Here is a 23108-nt window from a genome sequence, read left to right as displayed (position 1 = left end):
CCCAACAGAGATCACCGGCCAATTGCCAACTTGACCAGTTGCCTAGTTGCAAATAGGAGAGAAGATTCTGTTTTTCAGTTTCTTTTTTACTGTCTACAGTTTTCAACCCTTATCATGCAGGATCTACCCTTTCTCTCGGCTAATTTATGAGCCAGTCAAAACGAATAGTTGTCCTCTTCTTGCTCCTCGTAACAGGAGGAATCTTAATTTTTGTTTCTACTAGGAACGACAAAACGGGCGAGCAAAGGTTTGTCGAAGGAGCAGCGATCCAACCCAGTACTTCGGAGTCCTCGCCGATTCAAATCGCCCAGGTTCAAACGGTTGCTACCCCTCTTGCGGTTCACGAAATCTACCGCGGGAAAATCAGCGATCACCATTGGAAGGAAGTAAGCATCTACTATGAAAACGGGTTGCCTTATCCGCTGAGAAAGGAACAAATCCTCCATCAAAACGCCGACGGGGAAACCACAGTTAAGAGTTCCGTCTCCTATGTCGCTAACCACATTCTACTCGGATTCACCGGCGACGAAGTGCCGGACAGTATCAAGGAATTGGGAGATCTGAAGCCCATAAAGTCCATTGCCGGTCACTCCAGCTACATATTGGTTCTCAAAGACTGGAGCCTCGATACCGTTGCCGGATTGGTCAGTCGATTTGCTGAGGAGCCGTTTTCCTCTTACTTGCGCTACGCGGAGCCGGATTTCGTTCAGGAAGCGCGGCTTTTGCCTAATGATCCTTTAACCATGGATGGTACTCAGTGGAGTCTTTGGAACACCAACAATTCGGAAGACATAAATGCCGCTGGAGGTTGGGATATTCGTACCACGGCTAACGACGTGGTGGTTGCGGTTATCGATACTGGAGTCGACAGCGGGCATTCCGACTTGATCGCAAATTTATGGAATAATCCTAATGAAATTCCTGAAAATGGAATCGACGATGATTCCAACGGTGTTGATGATGATGTACACGGTTTCAATGCCATCACAGATTCGGGTGACGTTGAGGATGATAGCGGCCATGGTACCCATGTTTCCGGGATTGTCGGTGCGGTGGGTAACAAAGAAAAGCCGATAAGGTAGGAAAAGCCGATAAGGTCAATAGTCAATTGTCAAGATGCGAACGGATCTTGTCAATAATGGAGATATGACCCCATTGGTTCTCTCTTGTCAATAATGGAGATATGACCCCATTGGTTCTCTCATGACCCCATTGGTTCTCTCCATTGGTTCTCTCTTTGTTTCGGTTGACTCTGCCAGACCATTCACCTCTCCGGGTTACTTTGTTGGGCAGGCCAATGTTGCCCCCGCTTCTTGAACGACGAAGACTCCACCATAGTTTCTTCCTGTCGAGGCTCATTCATACGGCTTCAAGGTTCGCTGTCTACGCTTCATGCCGCCATCTCTAACGACGATGCAAGACTCGCTTCCGGCGGGTGGTCAGACCTTACCGGACGGGATTGATTACCCGCTGGGTTCCGCTTGAGACTTTCCGTTGTTCGATGCTTTCCTTTCTGTTTTATGTGTTAGTACTGCCAGTTCGAACGCCGTCCCCGTCTCACCGGACTTGGCTGCCGCCATCAACAATGAAGATATGACCCCGTCAGCCCATGTGACCCCGTCAGCCCATGACCCCGTCAGCCCATGACCCCGTCAGCCCACTGACAACTCCCATGTCATCTTTTTCTCCAGCTCGAAAACTGGTCCTGTCCGATTGTTCCCGGAAGCCCTTGGGAACAAAAGTTCAGTTCAAAACCGAAATCTGGAGCGAAGGACAGGGGGAGCGAAGGACAGGGTCATGACAGCGAAGGACAGGACAGCGAAGGACAGAGCGAAGGACAGCAGAGCGAAGGACAGGGTCATATCTCCATAATTGACAAGGACAGCGAAGGACAGGGTCATATCTCCATAATTGACAGCGAAGGACAGGGTCATATCTCCATAATTGACAAGATTGTTTCCTTTTTATCCAGGAACTCCCTTTTACTTAGATTCAATCTTTTAGCAAACTTAGTCACCGAAGTCGGTGGTTCCAATGACAATCATTTGACCAACCTATCTATTCCCACTGAACGTGATCGACTGGTACAGCCCATTTAGGAATCGAACCGATCATCTGTTCAAACACTTCAGCCGCACCCTTCGGTAAAAAGATCTCGGACTGGTAATTACCTGAGGTCATTAACGAGAAAACAAGCTTCAAGATGTAGATGATGTTTCGGTACAACTCATAACTTCCACACCATACAAAAAAAAGAAGATGCACATCGATTTCTGTCAAAAATGGAGATATGACCCCAATGGCTGTACCTTGGGTTGTGCTTAGGCTCTCGTGCCCACATTAAACGTCTCCATTCCGGTGGCTTGTTTTACTTGCTGATAAAAAAATCGTGCGTGCTGGAAAATTCGGTGAGAGACTTGGTGATTGACCTGTGATCTTATGGTCGAAATTTAAAGTCTTATACAATTGCAATCATGTTTAGATACTCCAGATACCGCCTTGCATCCCTGATATTAAGTTGCGGACTCGTCTGCGGTTTTTCTTTGACTGCCGAGGAGCCTGAGAAACCAAACTTCCTGGTTATCCTCGTAGACGACATGGGTTGGACGGGGCTCAGTGGTTATGGGTCCGATCTGCATAAGACTCCCCATATGGATGGACTTGCTGATGGGGCGATGAAGTTTACAAGTGCCTATGCAAGCGCGTCGATATGTACGCCGACCCGGGCAGCGATGATGACTGGAAAGTATCCGGCACGATTGAATATGACCATCTGGCATGAAGCAACCAGGACTCCGCCGCAAAATCGAAAACTTATTCCGCCCATCGTGGAAGGGAATTTACCGCATTCGGAAGTTACAATCGCCGAAGTGTTACAGGATGCTGGATACAAGACCGGGCACATCGGAAAGTGGCACCTGGGTGAGGCATCGCACTATCCGGAAACTCAAGGGTTTGATTTTACGTTCGGGGGCAGTTTTTGGGGAGCACCGGGTACCTTCTATTTTCCCTATCGTGGGTTTTGGGGATCGGGCGAAAATAGACATCCTCGTTACGTGCCTGGTATCGATGCCAGTGAACCGCGCGAAGGCGAACACCTGACGGACCGGCTGACAGACGAGGCCCTGGGCTTTATTGAACGTTCCTCTGGCGATCCCTTTTTTCTATACCTGGCCTACTACACTGTTCATACCCCAATCGAAGGGAAACCGGAAATCGCCAGCCGTTATGAAAATAAAATTCAATCGGGAATGAATCATCAAAATGCGCATTACGCGGCCATGCACGAAACCTTGGACGACAATGTTGGCCGACTCCTTCAAAAGTTGGAGGACGAGAATATTGCGGACCATACTGTGATTATTCTCACCTCCGACAACGGTGGGTTTATTAATAAATACCAGGACGAGGTTGTGACTTCAAACACCCCCCTTCGATCGGGCAAAGGCTCACTCTACGAAGGCGGCATTCGCGTCCCTCTGATTATCCGATGGCCTGGCGTTACTAAAAAAAGCAGCCAATCGGATCAACTGGTTCACACCGCCGATTTTTATCCGACCCTACTCGAGCTCGCGGGGTTGGATGGAAACGAAGTTCACAACAAAACCGTCGATGGCATTAGTCTGGCTCCCCTACTGAAGCGCCCGACAACCACTCTCGAGCGGGATACGCTTTACTGGCACTACCCGCACTATTACCAGACCACTTCTCCTGTCAGTTCCATTCGCCAAGGTAAGTGGAAGCTTTTGGAATTCTTCGAAGACAAGCACCTCGAATTATACAATCTCGAAACGGACCTCGGCGAGACTCAAAACCTGGCTCTTGAGCATCCACAGCTTGCCGACGACTTGAGAGAAAAACTTCACCATTGGCGCACAGAAATGGAAGCTCAAATGCCCGTGGCAAATCCGGACTTCGCCAATTGAGAGTCATTCTTTAGGCAGGGTATTCCACTGGCGCGGTTTTGGCAAAACCGCCCTACCTAAACCACATAAATCCAAGGTAGGGACCGATCGCCGACAGTGTCGGGTCGAAGCTTTCAGCGTAGCCTGAGCGGTCCGCTTCAGGTTAGTTTGAACATAATGAAGTAAATGTGCCTGAGACCGCCGAGAAAAAATGATCCCACCCGTATGAAACCTTAGTCAGGTTACAATCTTCCTATTTCAAGGTCAGTTCACGCCAATTTTTGTTGAAGAATATATGTCCCTTAAGAGCCTTCATGAAGGTTTCGTAATCCTGTAGAGGATTGTCGCCCTCGGTGAGAGTTTGCAGGTTGAATCCAAGGAAGGTGACGCGGGAATGTTGGGATTCTTTCGCTATGACATCAAAGGGAGCATCGGTGGAGTAAATGGGCATCGCTTCACCTTCGATACGAGCTGATTTTAGATCGGCATTGAGGTTGCTGCGAGCCGCTTCCAAGCCCGCTTCGTTCCGAACAATCAGGAGTAAGCGGATTGTGCACTCTTTCCATTCTGGATTGCATTGAAGCAAGTGGGCCAGGGTTAGCATCATCGTTCCGTTTACTTTGGCTCCCCACCATACATCGATGGTTGGGTTGAGGTCATTGTCTTCTTTCTCGGCTTCCACAAACAGGAGCAAACTTGTTTGCAGCTCGAGGATTCGTTGAACCGTGCGACGGAAGAGGGCATGTTTGATCGTATCTTCGCTCCATCCCACCATCACTATATTGGGCACAAGGGGACCAACCCCGCAGGTTTGAATGATCGCAGAAACCCCGTGTTCAAAATCCTCGACTGACAACACGATTGCTTCCGCCGATAGCTGTTCATCCATAATAAAATTTTCAATCGACTCCTTGGCAGAGTTTCTTCGGGCAATGGATTTGGTCCAGTCACCGGTGAGAATCTGGGCGAGAAACATGAATCCCCGTTTGGATTCAAAGAGCGAAGCGAATTCCACTAACTTGGTGCGCACTCTGGGATTTCCGGACAAAACAAGGATAACTGGTCGCCAATTTCGCATATGTTGGCGTGACTTGTAGAATTTTAATAATCCGAAACGAACAAGCGAAAACCAGAAACCACTCCACGTGTCGCCGAAGGCGGTTTGATATTGGCGTGTAGTGAGAAAAATATACAACCCGAGCATCAAGATGATCGCTGCGATCGTTGCCCAGGGACTCAGAAGAAACATAACAACCAAACAGCCAAGTCCACCAACCATTGAAAAAATCCAGGGCACTTTGAAGGAAGGTCGGAAACTCGGATTGGCGACCCATCGTTCGATGCCTGCAACGAGATTGACCATCCCATAAGTTGCCAAAAAGAACATCGATATTATTGGCGCGATCAGGTTTAGATCACCGATCAAGATACAAGCAGCTGCCAATGCAACTGAAACAACCAGCGCTATGCGAGGTTCATTTTTCGGGCCTGATTTTTTTGCAAGAATGCGAGGGAAAACTCCATCCATTGCCAGAGCCTGTAAGGTGCGGGGAGCACCGAGAAGACTGGCAATGGCCGAGCTGATCGTGGCAGCCCATAATCCCGCATAAATCAACGGTCCAAAAACCGAGATCTCATTCATGATGAGGGTGTTTCCCACCAGATCTGCACGGGGTGCACTTTTACCCAACCAAAATATTTGGGCCGCATAGATGATGAAGGTAACCACGACCGCTCCAATGGTTCCAATCGGTATGCTTTTGGATGGATCTTTAAGGTCGCCCGACATACTCGCACCCGCCATGACGCCAGTAACCGCAGGGAAGAAAATGGCAAAAACGGTCCAGAATTCAAATCCAGGGGCATAGGAAGCAGACCAGTTTTCCGATAGAAAATTACCCGGTTTAAATCCTAAGAAAAATGAAAGTAGCGATAGCGCTAATACTATGAGAATTACATTCTGTGCTTTCACTGCCAGGTCTGAGCTGGCCCATGCAATTAAAAAGATGATTGCCAGAATCGTCATCGCAATCAGGCGCGTATCAATCTCCGGAAAAAACGGAGTGATCGATTCGGTAAAACCAATAATGTAGAAGGCAACCGATACGGCCTGTGCCAGGAAAAGTGGGACCCCGATACTCCCACCCACTTCTAGTCCCAAGCTTCTGGATATCAAAAAATAGGCACCTCCGCCGCCGACTTTGGTATTGGTGGCGATTGCGGAAAGTGAAAGCGAAGTAAGTAGCGTTATACTATTAGCCAACACCAGAATGATGAGGGTGTTGTAAACGCCTGCTTGTCCGACAACCCAGCCCGACCTCATAAAAAGGATGACTCCAAGTATCGTAAGGACGTTCGGAACAAATACTCCTGAGAACGTCCCGAACTTGACCGGTTCGTTGGCAATGACTTTAGGGATTTCCTGTTTCATAAAAAATAGAATTACCTGTTGGCCGAAATCTTTATCGTGGAGGGCGTCGCTCTCCTTGCTTTTAGGAATGCAAATTCGAACATGTAAAAGGGTTAAAATCTAAGCGGCAGGTCCATGAAAAAATCAGGAGATTGACAGGGCTATCGTCATGAATCGCGAGTTGGATAGTTCGAAATTCTCCAGATAATAACCCATATCTTGAGCTATGCGGGCTACGAATCAAGGAAGGATATTTTTCCTTGAGCATTACTTACAGTTGACTAGAGGCAGCCAACTTCCAGGGTTCCAATTCGCTATGGATACGATTGCCGCGCCTTAATCCAACATTGTGTAAGTGGCCACTTTCCCCATTATTTCTTCCAAAAATCCAAGCTTTTAAGCCAATCTTAAGGGTTTTTATGATAAAACCTTTAAATCGTCCTCTGTTGTTGTAAAGTTTCAGCCCTTTACTTTTTGATCCAGGGGCTTACCCTTTTAAATAGATTTCTTCCCCCGATCGACCGTTATTCCAAATGATTGAAAAACCAACCATCAAAGAATCAGTCCTTCTTTGTATATACGATTGCGTGCTCTTTGTGATCAAGATTATGCCGAATTGGATGATCTCCAAAGTCGCAAAAATACTTTGCTTTTGTGGAAGACCGTTTATCGAACGGGACATTAGAATTCTTCGGGATAATTTGGAACAGATTCTTCATATGCCCAAAGGTAGTGCGGCTGCTGAAGCATTTGAAAAACAAACATTTTTTAATCATATCTGTTCTGCCCTGGAGACTTTGAAATTCTCCAGCGTCCCGGAATCATTACGAGTGGATGGGCAAGAAGAACTTGCCGTAATGCTTGAGAGTGCAAAGAAATCAGGTACGGGCTGCCTTTTTCTAACCGGTCACTTGGGAAGTTGGGAATCCATCAGTTGGTATGTTTCAAGGATGACCGCTGCAAAGTGTTATGCACTCGCAAGGCGATCATCCTGCAGTGCGCTCAACCGATTCCTGGTAAAAATGCGTGGTCGTTTAGGGTTAGAAATTTTAATGATCGACCGGCCGTTAATCCTGAGAGACATGGTAAAAACGCTAAAGAGTGGAAGTTACCTGGGCGTAGTTATGGATCAAAGACCATCGGGTGGCAGGTCTACCACGGTCGATTTCCTTGGCAGAAAAACCGATTTTGTTTCCGGCCCTGCTATTGCCGCTCTCATAGCAAAGGCTCCGGTCTACGCCACTTTTTTGGTTAGAAAAGGTCCCATGCACTATGAAATGATTGCCAACGAAGTGGCACCTGCAGGTCATGGAATAACGGACGTCAAGGAACTTACCCAGCTGATGGCCGACGCAATCGAACGTGTAATTAATTTATATCCTGAACAATGGACCTGGCATTACAATCGCTGGAAAGACTCTCCTGAAATCAATGAGGATCGTAGGTCTATCTCAAACAATAGTCCGCTTGTTGTTTGAGTCACCTTCAATTGATTTTTATGGCTGCGTTGACAGCGTTGAATTAGTCGTGTGAAAAGTGCGTGCAATCCAATGAAGCGCGACCACTTTTTCCAACTCCATGGCCTCAAGGAAAATGAATTTTCCGCTAAGGGATTGTGGCTAATTGTATATCTCTATTTTGGAGCTCTGGTATTTGCGGCCATAGTTGCTCCTTTGGTATTTAATCTGGTGCATTCCCTGGATCCTGATGCGAGTAGTTACTTAGCCCAAAAGCCCTTCGGGAAATACTTTGACCGTGGTAGGGTACTCTGCCTTTTGATTCTTTTTCCCGTGTTGATGAAGAAGGCCAATTTGTTATCCTGGAAACGCCTGGGTTTTCTACCACCAGGGCGGGTGCATTTCAAAAAATGGTTCGCAATCGGTATCTGTATGATGGCGTTAGTCTATGCCGTCGATTTTAGTTTTGGTATTTTGGAACCCCGCGAAAATTGGAGTTGGGGCAATCAATTTGAAAAAATTGGATCCGGTATTGTCTCAGCTCTATTGATAGCAGTTGTGGAGGAGTCGTTTTTTCGAGGGTTCGTTTTTCGTGCGTTTTACACGAGCCTTAAACCAAAACTGGCTGTGGTTCTTTCCTCTCTGTTTTTTGCTTATGTGCATTTTAAAATGCCCTACGAGGTAATGGCACATATACCCGTGAATGAGATCGGTTTCGACGATGGTCTATTTGCTATTTGGGGAACGCTGACGACCTTTTTGTATTTTGAAGGATTGCTATTCCTAAATCTCTTTCTGGTCGGGATACTTTTGCATTTGGGTTTTCTCTATACACGAAACCTGTGGACCTGTGTAGGGCTTCATGCGGGGTGGGTGGTTGTTATTCAAAGTCTGGTCAAAACCATGGATGAAGTGGAAGGCGCACATCCCTTCTTCGGCACCGAAAGGGTGGCTGATGGTTATCTAGTTACTTTGTTTCTGCTAGGCTTTATAGGCGTTTGTATTTGGCTGATGAAGAGACGTGACTCTTCATCTATTGGCCAATAATCTGAAGACAATTTAGTTTGATTCTTGCCGAGATGAGATGAGGTTTAGATTCTCTTCCCATGCCGCTGCTTCAAGATGCCCTCACACCTTTCCACCCGCTCATTCGAGAGTGGTTTGAGACGGAATTGGGGGAGCCGACGGATGTTCAGGCGAAGGCGTGGCCGGAGATTGCGGAGGGTCGGCATGTGTTGGCGACGGCGCCGACCGGGAGTGGAAAAACGCTGACGGCGTTTCTATGGGCTCTGAATCAATTGATCTCGGGTGAGTGGGAGCTGGGGCAAACGCGGGTATTGTATATTTCGCCGCTGAAGGCGTTGAATAACGATATCCAGCGAAATTTGATCCAGCCGTTGGAGGCACTGAAGCAGAGGTTCGAAGAGGCTGGGGAAGCTTTCCCCGAAATTCGGCTTCAAACACGGAGTGGTGATACTTCACAGACGGATCGAAGGAGAATGCTTCGGAATCCGCCCGAGATTCTGATTACTACGCCGGAGAGTTTAAACCTGTTACTCAGCTCGGTGCATGGACGGCAGATGTTGACAGGATTGAAGTCGGTGATCCTGGATGAAATCCATGGAGTGATTGGTGGACGTCGCGGGACTTACTTGCTGACTGCGGTGGACCGGCTGGTGCCGTTGGCTGGTGAGTTTCAGCGGGTGGCCTTGTCGGCAACGGTGAAGCCGCTGGAGACGGTGGCGGCGTTTGTCGGGGGATTGGTTCGAGAAGGAGAATATTACGTTCCGCGTGAGGTGGTGCAGATCGATTCGGCTATTCAGAAGGAATACAAGTTGAGCGTGTTTTTCCCGGCTGACACCGACGAGCGAGGATCGGATGAAACTCTCTGGGATCCGTTGGTGGAACAGTTTAAGAACCATTATCGAAAAGAACACTTCGACCTTGTTCTTCGTGAACAACCGTCGGTTGTGCGAGAAGCTGGCCTACAAGATCAATTTCAAACAACCGGCTCCTTTGGCATACGCGCATCATGGGTCACTGTCGCGTGAGATTCGTGAGGAAGTGGAGAGCAAACTCAAGGCAGGTGAGTTGAAGGCGATCATTGCAACCAACTCTTTGGAAATGGGCATCGATATTGGGAGTCTTGATGAAGTTGTGCTGGTTCAGGCGCCTCCGGGAATTGCCTCGGCGATTCAGCGCATTGGTCGGGCAGGTCACCAGGTCGGAGAGGCGAGTCGCGGACTACTCATACCGACGCACTCACGGGACTTTTTGGAATCAGCAGTTTTGGCGAAGAACATCCGCACGCGGAACATAGAGCCGTTGAAACCATTGGAGGGGCCACTCGATGTTTTGGCCCAGGTGCTCCTGAGCATGGTCGGAGTCGAGGAATGGGACCTCGATGCTTTGTATGATTTTATTCGGACGAGTTATCCTTATCGGAATCTTGGGCGTAAGGAGTTTGATCTGGTGCTGGAGATGTTGGCCGGGCGTTACGCCGATAGCCGATTGCGTGAGCTGAAGCCACCGTATCTCCATTGACCGTTTGGATAACACAGCACGAGCTCTCCCAGGTGCATTGATGGCCTTGTATCTATCGGGCGGTGTGATTCCGGATCGGGGTTACTTCAATCTGCGACATGAGAAATCAAATGCGCGCATCGGTGAGCTGGATGAGGAGTTCGTCTGGGAAGCACGGATAGGGCAGAATTTTACCCTGGGTGCGCAGTCGTGGAAGATTCGAAAGATCACTCACAACGATGTGTTCGTGGTTCCAGCGTCGAAGGACGGAAACAATTTTCCATTTTGGATAGCCGAAGATAACAGTCGCGACTTTCATTTCTCGGAAGCCATTGCGGATTTTCTCGAAGAGGCAGAGAACAACCTGAATTCCAAAGAGTGGACGAAGCATCTTTCGGACGAGTTGCAACTCAACGATGTTTCGGTGGAGCAACTGGTAGACTTTTTAAAACGTCAGAAAGAGCGGACGGGACAGCCTCTTCCACATAGGCATCATATCCTGGTTGAGCATGTAAAATCCGGACCCGGAACGCAGGAAGGAAATCAGGTTGTCATTCACACCGGTTGGGGAGGGAAAGTAAACCGCCCCTATGCCATGGCTTTGGATGCGGCTTGGGAGAAACGCTTCGGACATCGCTTGGAAGTTTATGTGAGCAATGACTGCGTGGTGTTGATGGTTCCGGCAGAGGTTGCTTCGGCGGAGCTGTTGTCCCTGGTCACTTCCACCAATGTGCAGGAGCTGATTCGGCAACGCCTGGAAGGAAGCGGTTTTTTTGGAGCGCGCTTTCGTGAGTGTGCGGGACGGGTGTTATTGGTGACGCGTTCCCGGGCCAACCAGCGCATGCCGCTATGGATGAACCGGCTGAAGTCTCAGAAGATCATGGAGTCGGTCATGCAGTATGAGGACTTTCCCATTCTGCTGGAAACCTGGCGGACCTGTTTCCGTGACGAGTTTGATATGGTGCACCTTCAACAAGTATTGGAGGAGTTTGAGGCGGGTGTCATCAGCTGGAGCGAGTGTACCATGGAAATGTCTTCGCCATTCGCAGCGAACGCGGCCTGGCGGCAGATTAACCAGTACATGTATGTGCGGGACGATCCTTCGGTGGATAAGTCGTCCAAGCTTAACAAGGACCTTTTGAAAGAAGTTGTCTTTGGTTCAGGTCTACGTTTGCCGATTCCAAAATCGATCATCCAAGGCTTCGAGCAAAAGCGTCAGCGTTTGTTTTCTGGATATGTGCCTTCGACCTCGTTTGAGCTTTTCGATTGGGTGGTTGAACGTGTCTTGATTCCGGAGGCGGAGTGGAAGGAGCTGGAGGGGGCAGCGGAAAAAGAAGGTGTACCTCTTGGGGAGTTATTTGATGAAGTGGGGGATAAACTTTGTTGGTGTTCCGCCTTCGTGGAACTACGGCGAGACAGGCAGGTGTCGGGTGTCCCGCCTTCAGGTTCCTCCGGCGAGGCAAGCAGGTGTCTGGCGGCGGTAGAGAACGCTAACAGGATTTCCGAAATTCTGGGTGTTGGCGTTATGTTTTTTGATGCGTCTGGAACCAAGTCTTTAACTGTTCCCCAAGTTGATACCGAACAGGAAGCGATGGATGTGTTCGGTGAATGGATTTCATTTTATGGGCCTATTACCAAAACGCAGATAGAGGGGAAGGTCGGTCTATCTACTGAAATGCTGGATACCTATGTCGATGACTTAATCGAGACTGAGAGAATGGTTGCAGGTGAGCTGGTTGAGGACAGCTCGGATTGGGTCGTCTGCGATGCGCAGAACTATGAGTTCTTGCTTCGGCTTAAACGAGCGGCGGCCAAACCGCATTTCGAACCCTTGCCGATTGAGTCCCTGGGTTTGTTTCTGGCCGACTACCAGGGATTGATTAAACGTGGCTCGGGATTGGACGATCTCTATCCGGTACTTGAGCAATTTCTTTGTTACCCTGCCGGTGCTGCTCTTTGGGAGGAAGACATTCTACCAGCACGATTTTCCGAGTACCAACCCTCGTGGATGGATACGGCTTTTCAGGAAAGCGAACTGCGTTGGTTCGGTAGCGACGGGCAAAAAATCGGGTTCGGTTTCGATGAGGATTTGGAACTCATCAATTCAGCGGGCACTAAGAAGGACAATGGCGAGCTCGATGGTCTTATACCGTTTGGCAACAAACGTGACTTCGCCGGACTCCTGGAAAACTTCGAAGGAGGTAGCGCCCAGCTGAATGCCTGGATATGGAAAACCGTCTGGGAAGGCAGCATCTCCAGCGACTCGATGGTCTCGCTTCGAAAAGGTATTCTGAACAAATTCACACTTCCAAAAGATCTACCGGCCTTGTCTGCCAACCATACACCTTCACGTTCAGGATTGGAGCGCGCCCGGTTCATGAGCCACATCATGTGCTGTTCGTTCGCATCCGGGTGAATGCCGTTACTGGTTTTATGGTAGGTCCATTCGATTGAAGGAGTCGCCGACGGTGCCATGGGAACATCCGCCTGTTGCTCGGGTTGTGCCCAGGGATGGGCAGGCTCAACGACAGGATTCAGGTTGGGTGAGTTAAATACCTCTTCTGTTTGGGCAGATAACCCGAATGCCACAAATAATACTCCCAAGAGCGATGTAAGTAGTTCTTTCATCCTTTCGACTCAAGATGAAGGACTTCGAAACAGAGTCTCCTTCGACCTGATTGGCTCCGAATTTTAGAATTTAATTTACCGAAATTTCGGGGATTAAATTAAATTTCGAATTGTTCCTGACTGGCGGAAGGATTCTTTCTGGTGATATCCGCAAGGCCGATGGCTTGATATCCTTTGGATGAAAGCATACGGCCCTGGGGCGTACGTTGGATGTAACCACCTTGGATTAGGAAAGGTTCGTGGACTTCCGCAAGGGTGTCTTCTTCCTCACCCACGGCTACAGCAAGAGTGCCTAAACCTACCGGGCCACCGCGATAGTTGTTTGCCATGATACGCATGAGGCGTTTGTCCATTTCGTCGAGGCCGTTGTCGTCGATCTCCAGTAACTCAAGTGCGGCTTGGGCCATTTTTAAATTGATGATTCCTTTCCCGCGTTGCTCTGCATAGTCGCGGACGAAGTTTACCAGGTTGTTCGCTATGCGCGGGGTGCCTCTTGCGCGGCGTGCGATTTCTCTGGTTCCTTCTTCCTCAGCGGGTATGTCGAGCAATTTACAGGAGCGCATGACGATGGTGTTCAAAGCATCGTGGTCGTAATAGTCGAGACGGGTTTGAAGCGTAAAACGACTGCGGAGTGGGGCAGTGAGCATCCCCATGCGAGTGGTAGCGCCTACTAAAGTAAATCTGGGAATGTTTAATCGTACACTCCGGGCGTTGGGACCTTGATCGATCATGATATCAATCCGGAAATCTTCCATGGCCGAATAGAGGTACTCTTCAACCGTTTTGGAAATGCGGTGGATCTCGTCGATGAAGAGTAGGTCTCCTTCCTCGAGGTTGGTGAGCAGGCCGGCAAGATCGCCCGGTTTTTCAATGATAGGGCCGGAAGTGATACGGACGGTTCGGTCCATTTCGTTTCCCAGAATTAAAGCCAAGGTTGTTTTACCCAAACCGGGAGGGCCGCTAAAAAGAATGTGGTTTAACGCATCACCTCGGTCCCTGGCTGCCCCCACCATAATTTGGAGGCGCTCCAGTGTTTTTGCCTGACCGGTAAAGTCACCAAAACTGGGTGGACGTAGCTTATTGTCTGTAACGTTATTCTTATTTTCCAGAGCGTTCTGGAAAAAGTGCATGCCCTTTTCAGGCGCGTCTCCGGGTACTTGGTCCAAAGGTCAAGCGACTTCGGGGTTTAAGTCTTTGGGCATCTCGCTTTCGGGTATTCGATCAATAACTGCTCCGACCGCCCGTAATTTCTCGTCGATTTTGTCGTATCCACGATCGAGATGATAGATGCGCAGGACCCAGGTGGTGCCTTCGGCGACCAGCCCGGCCAGGATCAATGCCGCACTGGCTCGAAGGTCAGATGCCATGACTGGCGCTCCCGAAAGTCTGGGTTGACCCTTAACAATTGCGTTAGGACCTTCTATGGCGATATCCGCTCCCATGCGTTGGAGCTCGGGGACGTGCATAAAACGGTTTGGAAAAATTTTCTCTGTTACGATACTGATGCCGGGAGTGACAGACATAAGTGTGCACATTTGCGCCTGAATGTCTGTAGGGAATCCTGGGTGGGGATGTGTAACCACATCAACTGGCTTCAGGGGGTTGGCACTTTTGCTGACCGTGATGGATGAATCTGAATCGATGGATAGCGGGACACCTGCTTCTCTTAGTTTATCAATGAGGGCTGCCTGGTCTGCTGCGCGCAGGTTGGTGACCGTTAGTTTGTCACCGGCCATGGCTCCTGCGATTAAGAACGTGCCTGCCTCAATACGATCCGGCAAAATGGAGTATTGGCAGCCACCCAGTTTTTCGACTCCGACAATGGTGAGGGTGGGGCTGCCGATTCCCTGGATGTCCGCACCCATGCTCACAAGCATTTTGCAAAGGTCGACCACTTCGGGCTCGCAAGCTGCACACTCAATCACCGTTTTGCCAGGTGTTAATACCGCTGCCATAAGGACGTTTGCAGTTCCGGTTACGGTACTACCGTGGCGACCTCCGAGAAAGATCGGGTTACCTCGGGCTTCTTTCGCATCGAGAAATACGTATCCTTTATCTACCTCAACTTTCATGCCGAGTCCGGCGAAACCTTTGAGGTGCATATCGATAGGGCGTGGTCCGATTACACAACCACCCGGCAAAGAGATTTCAGCTTTTTTAAGCCGTCCTGCCAAGGGCCCCATCAAACAGACTGAGGCTCGCATCTTGCGAACAAGATCGTAAGGCGCTCGATGGCTGATGTTCTTCGCGGTAATTTTCCAGCTTGTAGACGCGGTTTGTTCGACCTCAGCCCCAAGGTGCTCCAGTATCTGCGCCATAAAGCGGATATCGCTCAAATTCGGCACGTTTTCCAGGATGCAGGTTTCCTCTGTAAGAAGCGTGGCCGCAAAAATGGGAAGTGCGGCATTTTTTGCACCGCTGACTGAAATAGATCCGCTAAGGGTATGTCCGCCCTCAATTCGCATTACATCCATAGGATACTGGAGTATTAAATATTAAGAATCGCTAGGTGGACTGTCCGAAGATGCTTTCGGCGAAGAATCTGAAGATGTCCTTGGCGCGTTTTCGGAGGATGTGTTACGCGAGCTATCCCTAGGTGCCAAATCGCCTGTTTTCATTTCTGGATTTGGACGCCTTCTTCTGCGACGCGGGCGTTTTTTGGCAAATTTCTTAGGTTCTCCATTATCGGACTGGGCTTGATCCCTTGTGTCGACTCCTTCGCGCTTGCCCTGGCCTTGAGGTCGGTTATTTCGATTTCTTGGGCCTCGTTTTCTTGGCCCACGGCTGCGTGGTTGGTTGGGTGTGAATTCTTTTTTAGGTTCTGGTTCTTTGATTCCAAAGACGGCTTTAATTGAAGTAATTAAAGAAGCGAAAAATCCTTTCTTAACGGGCTCCTTTCTTGGGGATCTCCGGTCGTTTTCATTTCTTGGATTCTGGTGATTCCTTTGATCCCTGGTTTTATTTTGATCGCCGCGCTTCGAATTGTCCCGCTGATCGCGGTTTCGGTTGTTATTTCTGTTTGGATTGCGCCTACGATTTTGGGAATTTTCGCCTTCTCTGTTTTCTTCCCTTGGGCCACGACGATTACGGTTTTGCCGATTCCGCGGAGGCCGTGACTGCCTTTCGGAGGATAAATTTCCGTCTTCTCTTCGATTTTCCGGTCGATGCTCAGAGGGTTTTGTCGTTGGAGGGTCAGCTTGCGTTGGCGTAGTGGCAGAGGATTCCGGTGGGTTGTCCGGTTTCGGTCTGGTATATGACGGTTTCCGTTCGCTTTTGTAACGAGAACGTCGCTGCCCACCTGCTTTGTTAGCGTGGGAAGATCTGGGCGGACTTGGGACCTGTTGTGATTTAGACTCTGATGGAACTGAAAAATTTTCGGAATTCAGCTCGTAGTCGGTTTTAGTATTAACGGGTTTGGCCTCTTCAAATTCGGGCATTGTAAGATGTATTTTAGATGGTTTTTGGATTTATTTATGAGGTCACGGCTGGTGTCATCGCGCAGAATCGGCTCTGTTGGGAGAGCGAATGAGATTTCAGGTGGGCAAGTCATTCTTTTAGTGCCGGTAAATAACCGTTCGTGTCGGTAGGTGACCTTGGTTAAAAAGGATCATCATTCAGAAGTACCTCAAAATTTGACAAGGTAATAATCCTGAGAAGCATGATTTCTTGTTCGGGCATGGGGCTGGAGTGCGGAAAGTGGGTCTTTCAAAACCTTTACCTGACCTCAATCTCTTGGTAATAGGCCTGAATTCGACTTGCCCCGGATGAATGCTTGGACAAATCTTCAAATCCATGGACAAACTCGAGGAAATTTTTAAGCTTCAAGACCAATTAAACAAACGGATAGGGGTAAATACCGACGGCTTAAGCGAAGAGGAGCAGGCCAAGTGGGTGTTGAATTATACCCGTGCGATGCAGCAGGAAATGGCTGAGCTGATTGACTCTGTCCCATGGAAATGGTGGGCGAAATATCAGGAATTTGATAAACAAAATGCGCGGGTGGAGGTCATAGACCTGTTCCATTTCCTTATTTCCCTGGGTCAAGTCCTTGGAATGACAGCAGATGATGTATACCAGGCTTATTTAAAAAAGAATCAGGTGAATCACGAGCGGCAGGATAGCGGCTATGAATCAAAAGACGAAAAAGACTCACGGCACATTTAGTTTTTCTCCATTAGAGCTTTAGCCCAACATCGTATCAAATACCAATTCATGAACCGCTTTCCAGTCATTACAGCTGCGCTTCTTCATATTGGATTGGTTCTGGGAGTGTGCCAGGAGGTGCCTGCTGATGTTTCTTTGGTTCCGCTGGTCGATCCGGCAAGCCAGGACGAGGAAATGAATGCGCAACGGTTTCTCTGGAAAATGGAAGCTGCCGACAATGCATTGCGATCCGGATTGGCTTCCATTGCTGTTGGGCTCTATGACGATCTTCTTAAAGTAATACAACCATCCGACCCCCGCAAGCGCGAGTTGGAGTTGAGTCGTATCTCTGCTTTCATTGCTTTGGGAAAATTGGAACAAGCGGATGAAGCGCTTAGCCGGTATAGCGAAATCCAGGATTCCCAATTTAATTTAAGGCGAGCACTTGTAAGTTTTTATAACGGCGATCGTTCTGTCGCTGTGCGAATGGCTGATCGAGTAGTTGAGCGGGAGTTACACGCTAACGAGCTTCCTTGGTATCTTATGCTTCGTGGATTGCTGAATCTAAAGTCCCGAGATGAGAATGATGAAAAATCGTTTTTAAATCGTGCGAGAGCTTCGACGATTTCTCCTGAACAAAGTGCGCAAATAGAACTACTCATTTACAGAGCGCTTCTTCTTGAGAATGAGGGGTTGGATCAGGGGGATTTGAATCGGCTAAAAGCGGATTCGGAATTGGAGATTCGGCAAGGTAAGCGCGTTGGTTTCCAGTTCGCCAAAGAGTACGCCATTGGTCTTTTTCTTATGGACCGAGCAGATGAGGCAGTCGGAGCAATCCGGGAAACCATACCTAGGATTCAAGAAGCGGATTACGACATACGGGATGAGTTGCTTCTACTGGAAGGCATTATTTCGGAGCGTGAAACTTCAGCCGGCCAAGATGCTTTTCGAAAATTGTTGTCGGTTGGGGTTTCAACCGATCTTCGCTTGAGGGCGCTTCAGGAGTTGGTCGCAGCTGCCACAAGCGCTGAAGATATCCAACGCTTCCTCCGATTTACGGGGGAGCTCGACCAAAAAAAGCTTCCGCAAAAGCTAGTACATCAAATACTCTACAATCGAGGGCAGCTTTTATATTGGTTCAGGGACTATGAGGCTTCCGAGATCGAGTGCCAGACTTTGTTGGCAAGTGGACCAGATGCGGAGTTGCGTGAATCTACCTTGCGCTTGCTCATTTTAATTGCGTTTCAACGACAGCGGTATCGATCGGCATCAGGCCTTTTAATAGAGTTAAGCAGCCTCATTGAAGATGCAGGGGAGAGGAATCGTATTCAGCTCTTGGTGGCAGATTGTTTCTTTCAAGGGGGAGATTTTGGTAATGCTGCCCGGTCCTATAGCATTGCCATTCAACAAGAAGAACCTGATATCGATCGTGGCAGCATTTTATTTCATTGGGTACTCTCTGAAATTAAATCCGGCAACCTCGACCGTGCGGCCAGTCATATGGAAATCTATAAGAGGGACCCGGCTATCGACCCGGTTCAGAAGTGGAAGGCTTTTTGGAATCTGATAACCGCTATGCAAACGAACAAGGAGGAGGTTAAAGCTTATAACCTTTTAAATGAGTGGTTAACGCAAGATGTCAGGGAGGTGCTACCGGTTTCTCTTTGGCTCCGATTGCTCTGGTTTCGTTGTCAACTATCTTTAGCGACGAGCCATTTTGATTTAACCCCGGTACTGGCAGGCCAGGTTTATACCGTTTTGAGAGAAGCTGAAGGAACCATTGATCCTGCTCTCGGTATTCAGGTGGCCAGTTTGACCCAGGTGCTCGAAGCTCAGGCACTTATTTTTTCCGGTCGGCATGGTGAGGGTCTGGAGCTTATGGAATCCGTGCGCAGGGATTTTCCAAGCACACGGGCTGCTGCTCAAAGTTACCTCGCTGAGGCCCGTTTTGATGCTTCAGAAAACCGGATGGTGGATGCTCAACGACGTTATACAGAATTGTTTGATAATTATCCGACAAGTGAATTAGCCCCAGTTGCGCTATACGAAGCCGCCATTCATGCTTTGAGGCGCGGCACTGATTCTACTTTGAGGGAGGCCAACCTCATCCTCCAGCGACTCGCTGAAAATTTCCCGAATCATCCGTTGGTGTTTTATGGCCGACTAAATCAAGGAAATCTTTTGCGAGACTTTAATGATTTCGGTGGAGCGGAAGTGGTTTTTGGACGACTTTTAATTACGTTCCCAAATCACAAAGATCGTCCAATTGTGGAAATGGCTCAGGCTGAATGTATCCTGGCGCAAACCGATACCTCTCAGGCAAGAATCGCTCAGGCTCTAGGGAAATTTCAGCGTTTAGCTGAAATGCCTGATTTGCCAATCGATCTTCGTGTTGAAGCTAGCTACAAGTGGGCTTTTTCCTATGACCGGAGAAGCAACCCACAAGAAGTGATAAAGATTTACTGGTTCGCCATTAATCAATTTCTCATCGATGACGATCAATCAGCCAAGTTAGGATCTACAGGCCGGTATTGGATGTCCCGTATTATTATTTCCTTGGGGGAAGCGTTGGAGGGGCTTGGTGATGTGGAGTCTGCCCGACGGGTTTACTTATATATTCCTGACCGTGGGTTGCCGTTCAATAAACTTGCTGAGGGTAAATTGAGCCGATTGGCTCAGAAAAAAGGGTAGTTATGGCCGGACTTGATCTTAGTATACTTGAAAAAGGAGGACCTATTATGTGGGTGCTTCTATTAATGAGTTTAATTAGTTTCATTATTTTCGTCGAACGCGTGCTATTTCTTCATCGCGGCCAAATTCGCTCATCAGAGTTTGTCACCGGCATTAAAAATATTGTTCGGAAGCAGCGGTTGGTCGAAGCATTGACTCTGTGTGAAGAAACACCTGGTCCGGTGCCTAGTCTCATAAAGGCGAGTCTCCTTCACTTTGGTGAACAGGAAGAAAAAATTCGATATGGCATTCAGGAGGCCGCTTTGGTGGAGATTCCTGTTCTGGAAAAACGACTTGGAACTTTGATTGCTATGGCTAAATCTGCACCCTTGGTGGGCCTCTTAGGTACTGTCCTTGGTTTGGCCCAGACATTTTATGACATGGAGCAAGGGGGGAATTATTCCAATGCTACCGTCTTAGCCAACGGGATGTGGCAGTCATTGATCACGACTGCATGCGGGTTGGCTATTGCCGTGCTCTCCTACCTTGGATTTCATTTTCTCCACGGACGTGTTCGGGCTCTTGTGCGTGATATGGAATGGACTGGCAACGAAATGCTTAAGTTTATCGTGAGCGATCTTCGTGATGAGGGAATTACTCCGACGATGGGGGAGGAAGCGGAGTAAGGATGTTTAGTCAGCCGCTAAATCTCGAGCGTTTCATCCGGACTAAATCTGAGTCGAGTCTGGAAGTGGTTCCGATCATTGATATATTAATCATCGTGGTATTTTTTGGTATTTTCGGTACTCCATTTATTCTACCATCTGGCGTTAAGGTTGACCTGCAGCTTAGTGAAAACCTCGTTACGGGAATAGAAGTCACTGCTGTTCTAACCGTGAAACGCGATAACATGCTTCTTTTTGAGGGTCAAAATTTGAAGCTTTCCCAATTTGAGGAGAAAGCCCGGATTTATTTAAATGGGAAAAAGAATGTGACGCTACTGATCCGATTGGATCCAGTTATTAATACCGAAACCTTTTTTAAGATTTGCGGAGAAGCCAAGAAAGCAGGTTTTTCTACTGTCCATGTCGCCGGTGAGAAAGAGATTAACGAACTTCCGACTTTTGAGTGAGCAAAACTTCCAAACCGTCTCAGAAAGATCTAGGTTTCAAACGCTGGGTCTTTTTATTCGTACTAGTAGGTGTTTCAGTTCATATGGGTGTTTTTTATCTCTTTTCGCTCGATCTCGAAGAAGCCCCTGCACGTGAAGCACAAACCAGTTTTGTGGTATTTCAACCCGAAGATATCCCTAGAGCGGATGATGAACTGGAGCAACGTGCGTATCTTTTTGACTCAGAACCCATATTTTTACCTACCAATCGCAACTATTCTGGCCCGATCAAAATGGATGCGAGCGTTTGGGAGCCTGAAGTGGCTCTTTCTGCTGTCTACGATCCTGATATCCGTTGGGACGACTCTCTTTTAATGATGGAAACAAGTATCTCTGGAGACCTGAACACCCCTCTTCAACTGCTGGAAAAGGTGCCGCGAGACTTCGTTTCTGAGTTTGGAGCCGAACAACAGGGGAACCCCATGCCCAAGAAGAGAGGTCTGTTTATAGAAGCGAAAACCGTTCTGGGGCAGCAGGTTCTTAGAACCTTCATTGAATTTGAGGATATGATGGAGATTGATTTCCCTCTCAACCCGGTCGAATTTTCCGTTTTACTCACCGAATTTGGACTAGCTGGTGAGCCGTTATTAATTAACCCCAGCGGCAACGAAAACACCGATAATTTTGTGAGGGAATTTATTCTGCAAGACGTGCATCCCATATTGCTGGGAACGACAGGATATTTGCATGTGAGAATCGGGCTTTGACGGTGTTATTAAAAAAGGCGAGAAAATGGTTGACGACCCATTTTCCTTTTTGCCATTTTCCCGCCTCTCTTTTCTTAGCGCAATTCTATTACAGATAGTGCGCCCTTGTAGCTCAGTTGGTAGAGCGCGTCCTTGGTAAGGACGAGGTCGGCGGTTCAAATCCGCTCGAGGGCTCCATACAAAAGAGATTCATAAATTAATCCATATAACTAATCATCAAACCTTTATCGAACACTTGACCCATGGCTAAGGGAACATTCGAAAGAACTAAACCGCACGTAAATATCGGCACTATTGGTCACGTTGACCACGGTAAGACGACACTGACCACGGCGATTCTAAGCGTACAGTCTGGCAAGGGACTAGCACAAGCTAAGACTTATGCAGACATTGCAAAAGGAGGAACTGTGCGTGACGCTTCAAAAATCGTAACGATCGCCGTTGCTCATGTTGAGTATGAGTCGGACAACCGACACTACGCTCACGTCGATTGTCCAGGACACGCCGATTTCGTAAAAAACATGATCACCGGTGCAGCACAAATGGACGGTGCTATTTTGGTTGTTAGCGCAGCTGACGGACCAATGCCTCAGACTCGTGAGCACATTTTGCTCGCCCGTCAGGTGGGTGTTCCAAACATTGTCGTATTTCTAAACAAAGTCGATCTGATCGATGACGAAGAGTTACTGGAGCTTGTTGAGATGGAAGTTCGTGAACTTCTCTCCAAATATGAGTTTGATGGCGACAACATAACAATCATTCGCGGATCTGCCACAGCAGCAATGGAGGGCAAACCAGAAGGATTGGCAGCCATTCAAGCTCTTATGGATGCTGTAGACGCTGATATCCCTGAGCCTACTCGCGATATCGATCAACCCTTCTTGATGTCTATCGAAGACGTTTTCTCTATCACGGGACGTGGAACGGTTGTTACAGGTCGTATTGACCGCGGGATCGTCAAGGTCGGTGAAACCATCGAGATTGTTGGTTTGAGGGATACACAATCTACCGTTGTTACTGGTGTGGAGATGTTCCGCAAGTTGCTCGACCAAGGTCAAGCGGGTGACAATGTAGGTATTCTTCTCCGTGGTATCGACAAAGAATCTGTTCAACGTGGACAAGTTCTTGCAAAACCAGGAACGATTAAACCACACACCAAGGGTAAGGCCGAGATCTATGTCCTCAGTAAGGATGAAGGCGGACGCCACACTCCTTTCTTCGATGGCTATCGCCCACAGTTCTATTTCCGCACTACCGATGTTACTGGAGACGTAAAGCTTCCTGATGGCGTAGAAATGGTAATGCCTGGTGATAATCTTGGACTTGATGTTCAATTGAACAAAGCTATCGCGATGGAAAAAGGCCAGCGTTTCGCTATTCGTGAAGGCGGTCGCACCATTGGTGCCGGTCGTATCACTGATATCATTGAGTAATTTATTAACCCTTTCAATTGGGCCGGGAATTCGAAAAACGGATTCCCGGCTTACCTGTCTA

17 protein-coding genes and 1 tRNA gene are annotated in these 23108 nt (G+C 48.4%); 14 read left to right on the top strand and 4 right to left on the bottom strand.

Going from position 1 to position 23108, the window contains the following annotated elements; all coding sequences use genetic code 11:
• Nucleotides 1-146 precede the first annotated feature (146 nt).
• Together O3C43_00605 and O3C43_00600 are read left to right on the top strand one after the other, a co-directional pair.
• Entirely contained in the window at nucleotides 147-1082 is a 936-nt protein-coding gene (locus O3C43_00605; protein MDA1064977.1) for a S8 family serine peptidase, read from the top strand.
• 1392 nt (nucleotides 1083-2474) lie between these two features.
• Nucleotides 2475-3926, top strand: a complete 1452-nt coding sequence (locus O3C43_00600) for a sulfatase (protein ID MDA1064976.1) — start codon at nucleotides 2475-2477, stop codon at nucleotides 3924-3926.
• 232 nt (nucleotides 3927-4158) lie between these two features.
• Here O3C43_00600 and O3C43_00595 read toward each other — a convergent pair whose 3' ends face one another.
• Nucleotides 4159-6336, bottom strand: coding sequence for a Na-K-Cl cotransporter (locus O3C43_00595; GenBank protein MDA1064975.1), 2178 nt, complete (start codon nucleotides 6334-6336; stop codon nucleotides 4159-4161).
• A 512-nt stretch (nucleotides 6337-6848) separates the two neighbouring features.
• On the opposite strand from O3C43_00595, the gene O3C43_00590 reads away from it, so the two are divergent.
• The 5 genes from O3C43_00590 to O3C43_00570 all read left to right on the top strand — a co-directional run bounded on the left by O3C43_00590 (nucleotide 6849) and on the right by O3C43_00570 (nucleotide 12711).
• Entirely contained in the window at nucleotides 6849-7793 is a 945-nt protein-coding gene (locus O3C43_00590) for a lysophospholipid acyltransferase family protein (protein ID MDA1064974.1), read from the top strand.
• A gap of 72 nt (nucleotides 7794-7865) precedes the next feature.
• Nucleotides 7866-8819, top strand: coding sequence for a type II CAAX endopeptidase family protein (locus tag O3C43_00585; GenBank protein ID MDA1064973.1), 954 nt, complete (start codon nucleotides 7866-7868; stop codon nucleotides 8817-8819).
• Between the two features lie 59 nt (nucleotides 8820-8878).
• Entirely contained in the window at nucleotides 8879-9823 is a 945-nt protein-coding gene (locus O3C43_00580) for a DEAD/DEAH box helicase (GenBank protein ID MDA1064972.1), read from the top strand.
• Nucleotides 9726-10316 carry a helicase-related protein gene (locus tag O3C43_00575; protein ID MDA1064971.1) on the top strand — a complete coding sequence of 197 codons (591 nt, stop codon included), beginning with the start codon at nucleotides 9726-9728 and terminating at the stop codon, nucleotides 10314-10316. Before O3C43_00580 ends, O3C43_00575 begins: the two co-directional genes overlap by 98 nt.
• Nucleotides 10317-10356: 40 nt before the next feature.
• Nucleotides 10357-12711 (top strand): hypothetical protein, encoded by a 2355-nt coding sequence (locus tag O3C43_00570; GenBank protein ID MDA1064970.1) that lies wholly within the window; start codon nucleotides 10357-10359, stop codon nucleotides 12709-12711.
• A gap of 310 nt (nucleotides 12712-13021) precedes the next feature.
• Here the strand turns inward: O3C43_00570 and ruvB are convergent, their stop codons facing one another.
• From ruvB to O3C43_00555, 3 genes are all read right to left on the bottom strand, one after another.
• Complete coding sequence (ruvB, locus tag O3C43_00565; GenBank protein ID MDA1064969.1) at nucleotides 13022-14053, bottom strand: Holliday junction branch migration DNA helicase RuvB; 1032 nt, start codon at nucleotides 14051-14053, stop codon at nucleotides 13022-13024.
• A gap of 39 nt (nucleotides 14054-14092) precedes the next feature.
• The gene (murA, locus tag O3C43_00560) at nucleotides 14093-15397 is read right to left on the bottom strand and encodes a UDP-N-acetylglucosamine 1-carboxyvinyltransferase (protein ID MDA1064968.1); all 1305 of its coding nucleotides are present in this window, start codon (nucleotides 15395-15397) and stop codon (nucleotides 14093-14095) included.
• Between the two features lie 386 nt (nucleotides 15398-15783).
• Nucleotides 15784-16221 (bottom strand): hypothetical protein, encoded by a 438-nt coding sequence (locus tag O3C43_00555; protein MDA1064967.1) that lies wholly within the window; start codon nucleotides 16219-16221, stop codon nucleotides 15784-15786.
• A gap of 494 nt (nucleotides 16222-16715) precedes the next feature.
• Here O3C43_00555 and O3C43_00550 point away from each other — a divergent pair, with 494 nt between their 5' ends.
• The 7 genes from O3C43_00550 (at nucleotide 16716) to tuf (ending at nucleotide 23047) form a co-directional block, all read left to right on the top strand.
• Nucleotides 16716-17087, top strand: a complete 372-nt coding sequence (locus O3C43_00550; protein ID MDA1064966.1) for a dUTPase — start codon at nucleotides 16716-16718, stop codon at nucleotides 17085-17087.
• 48 nt (nucleotides 17088-17135) lie between these two features.
• Complete coding sequence (locus tag O3C43_00545; GenBank protein ID MDA1064965.1) at nucleotides 17136-19757, top strand: hypothetical protein; 2622 nt, start codon at nucleotides 17136-17138, stop codon at nucleotides 19755-19757.
• 2 nt (nucleotides 19758-19759) lie between these two features.
• Nucleotides 19760-20422, top strand: a complete 663-nt coding sequence (locus O3C43_00540; GenBank protein MDA1064964.1) for a MotA/TolQ/ExbB proton channel family protein — start codon at nucleotides 19760-19762, stop codon at nucleotides 20420-20422.
• Nucleotides 20423-20424: 2 nt separating this feature from the next.
• Nucleotides 20425-20868: a biopolymer transporter ExbD gene (locus tag O3C43_00535; protein MDA1064963.1), complete on the top strand. Its 444-nt coding sequence runs from the start codon at nucleotides 20425-20427 to the stop codon at nucleotides 20866-20868.
• Nucleotides 20865-21614 (top strand): hypothetical protein, encoded by a 750-nt coding sequence (locus tag O3C43_00530; GenBank protein MDA1064962.1) that lies wholly within the window; start codon nucleotides 20865-20867, stop codon nucleotides 21612-21614. Before O3C43_00535 ends, O3C43_00530 begins: the two co-directional genes overlap by 4 nt.
• Before the next feature lie 101 nt (nucleotides 21615-21715).
• Nucleotides 21716-21791 (top strand) — tRNA-Thr (locus O3C43_00525).
• A gap of 65 nt (nucleotides 21792-21856) precedes the next feature.
• Entirely contained in the window at nucleotides 21857-23047 is a 1191-nt protein-coding gene (tuf, locus tag O3C43_00520) for an elongation factor Tu (GenBank protein ID MDA1064961.1), read from the top strand.
• Nucleotides 23048-23108: the final 61 nt, after the last annotated feature.

The organism is Verrucomicrobiota bacterium (assembly GCA_027622555.1).
In the GTDB taxonomy this organism is placed as follows: Bacteria; Verrucomicrobiota; Verrucomicrobiia; order Opitutales; family UBA2995; genus UBA2995.
This window is presented reverse-complemented; position numbering and strand designations above follow the sequence as displayed.

Excerpts from the sequence above, each read along its gene's own strand:
- O3C43_00590 (MDA1064974.1), top strand. The coding sequence starts at position 6,849 with ATGATTGAAAAACCAACCATCAAAGAATCAGTCCTTCTTTGTATATAC.
- O3C43_00585 (MDA1064973.1), top strand. The coding sequence starts at position 7,866 with ATGAAGCGCGACCACTTTTTCCAACTCCATGGCCTCAAGGAAAATGAA.
- O3C43_00545 (MDA1064965.1), top strand. The coding sequence starts at position 17,136 with ATGAACCGCTTTCCAGTCATTACAGCTGCGCTTCTTCATATTGGATTG.
- O3C43_00605 (MDA1064977.1), top strand. The coding sequence starts at position 147 with ATGAGCCAGTCAAAACGAATAGTTGTCCTCTTCTTGCTCCTCGTAACA.
- O3C43_00595 (MDA1064975.1), bottom strand. The coding sequence starts at position 6,336 with ATGAAACAGGAAATCCCTAAAGTCATTGCCAACGAACCGGTCAAGTTC.
- murA (MDA1064968.1), bottom strand. The coding sequence starts at position 15,397 with ATGGATGTAATGCGAATTGAGGGCGGACATACCCTTAGCGGATCTATT.
- O3C43_00535 (MDA1064963.1), top strand. The coding sequence starts at position 20,425 with ATGTTTAGTCAGCCGCTAAATCTCGAGCGTTTCATCCGGACTAAATCT.
- O3C43_00580 (MDA1064972.1), top strand. The coding sequence starts at position 8,879 with ATGCCGCTGCTTCAAGATGCCCTCACACCTTTCCACCCGCTCATTCGA.
- ruvB (MDA1064969.1), bottom strand. The coding sequence starts at position 14,053 with ATGCACTTTTTCCAGAACGCTCTGGAAAATAAGAATAACGTTACAGAC.
- tuf (MDA1064961.1), top strand. The coding sequence starts at position 21,857 with ATGGCTAAGGGAACATTCGAAAGAACTAAACCGCACGTAAATATCGGC.
- O3C43_00570 (MDA1064970.1), top strand. The coding sequence starts at position 10,357 with ATGGCCTTGTATCTATCGGGCGGTGTGATTCCGGATCGGGGTTACTTC.
- O3C43_00550 (MDA1064966.1), top strand. The coding sequence starts at position 16,716 with ATGGACAAACTCGAGGAAATTTTTAAGCTTCAAGACCAATTAAACAAA.
- O3C43_00540 (MDA1064964.1), top strand. The coding sequence starts at position 19,760 with ATGGCCGGACTTGATCTTAGTATACTTGAAAAAGGAGGACCTATTATG.
- O3C43_00600 (MDA1064976.1), top strand. The coding sequence starts at position 2,475 with ATGTTTAGATACTCCAGATACCGCCTTGCATCCCTGATATTAAGTTGC.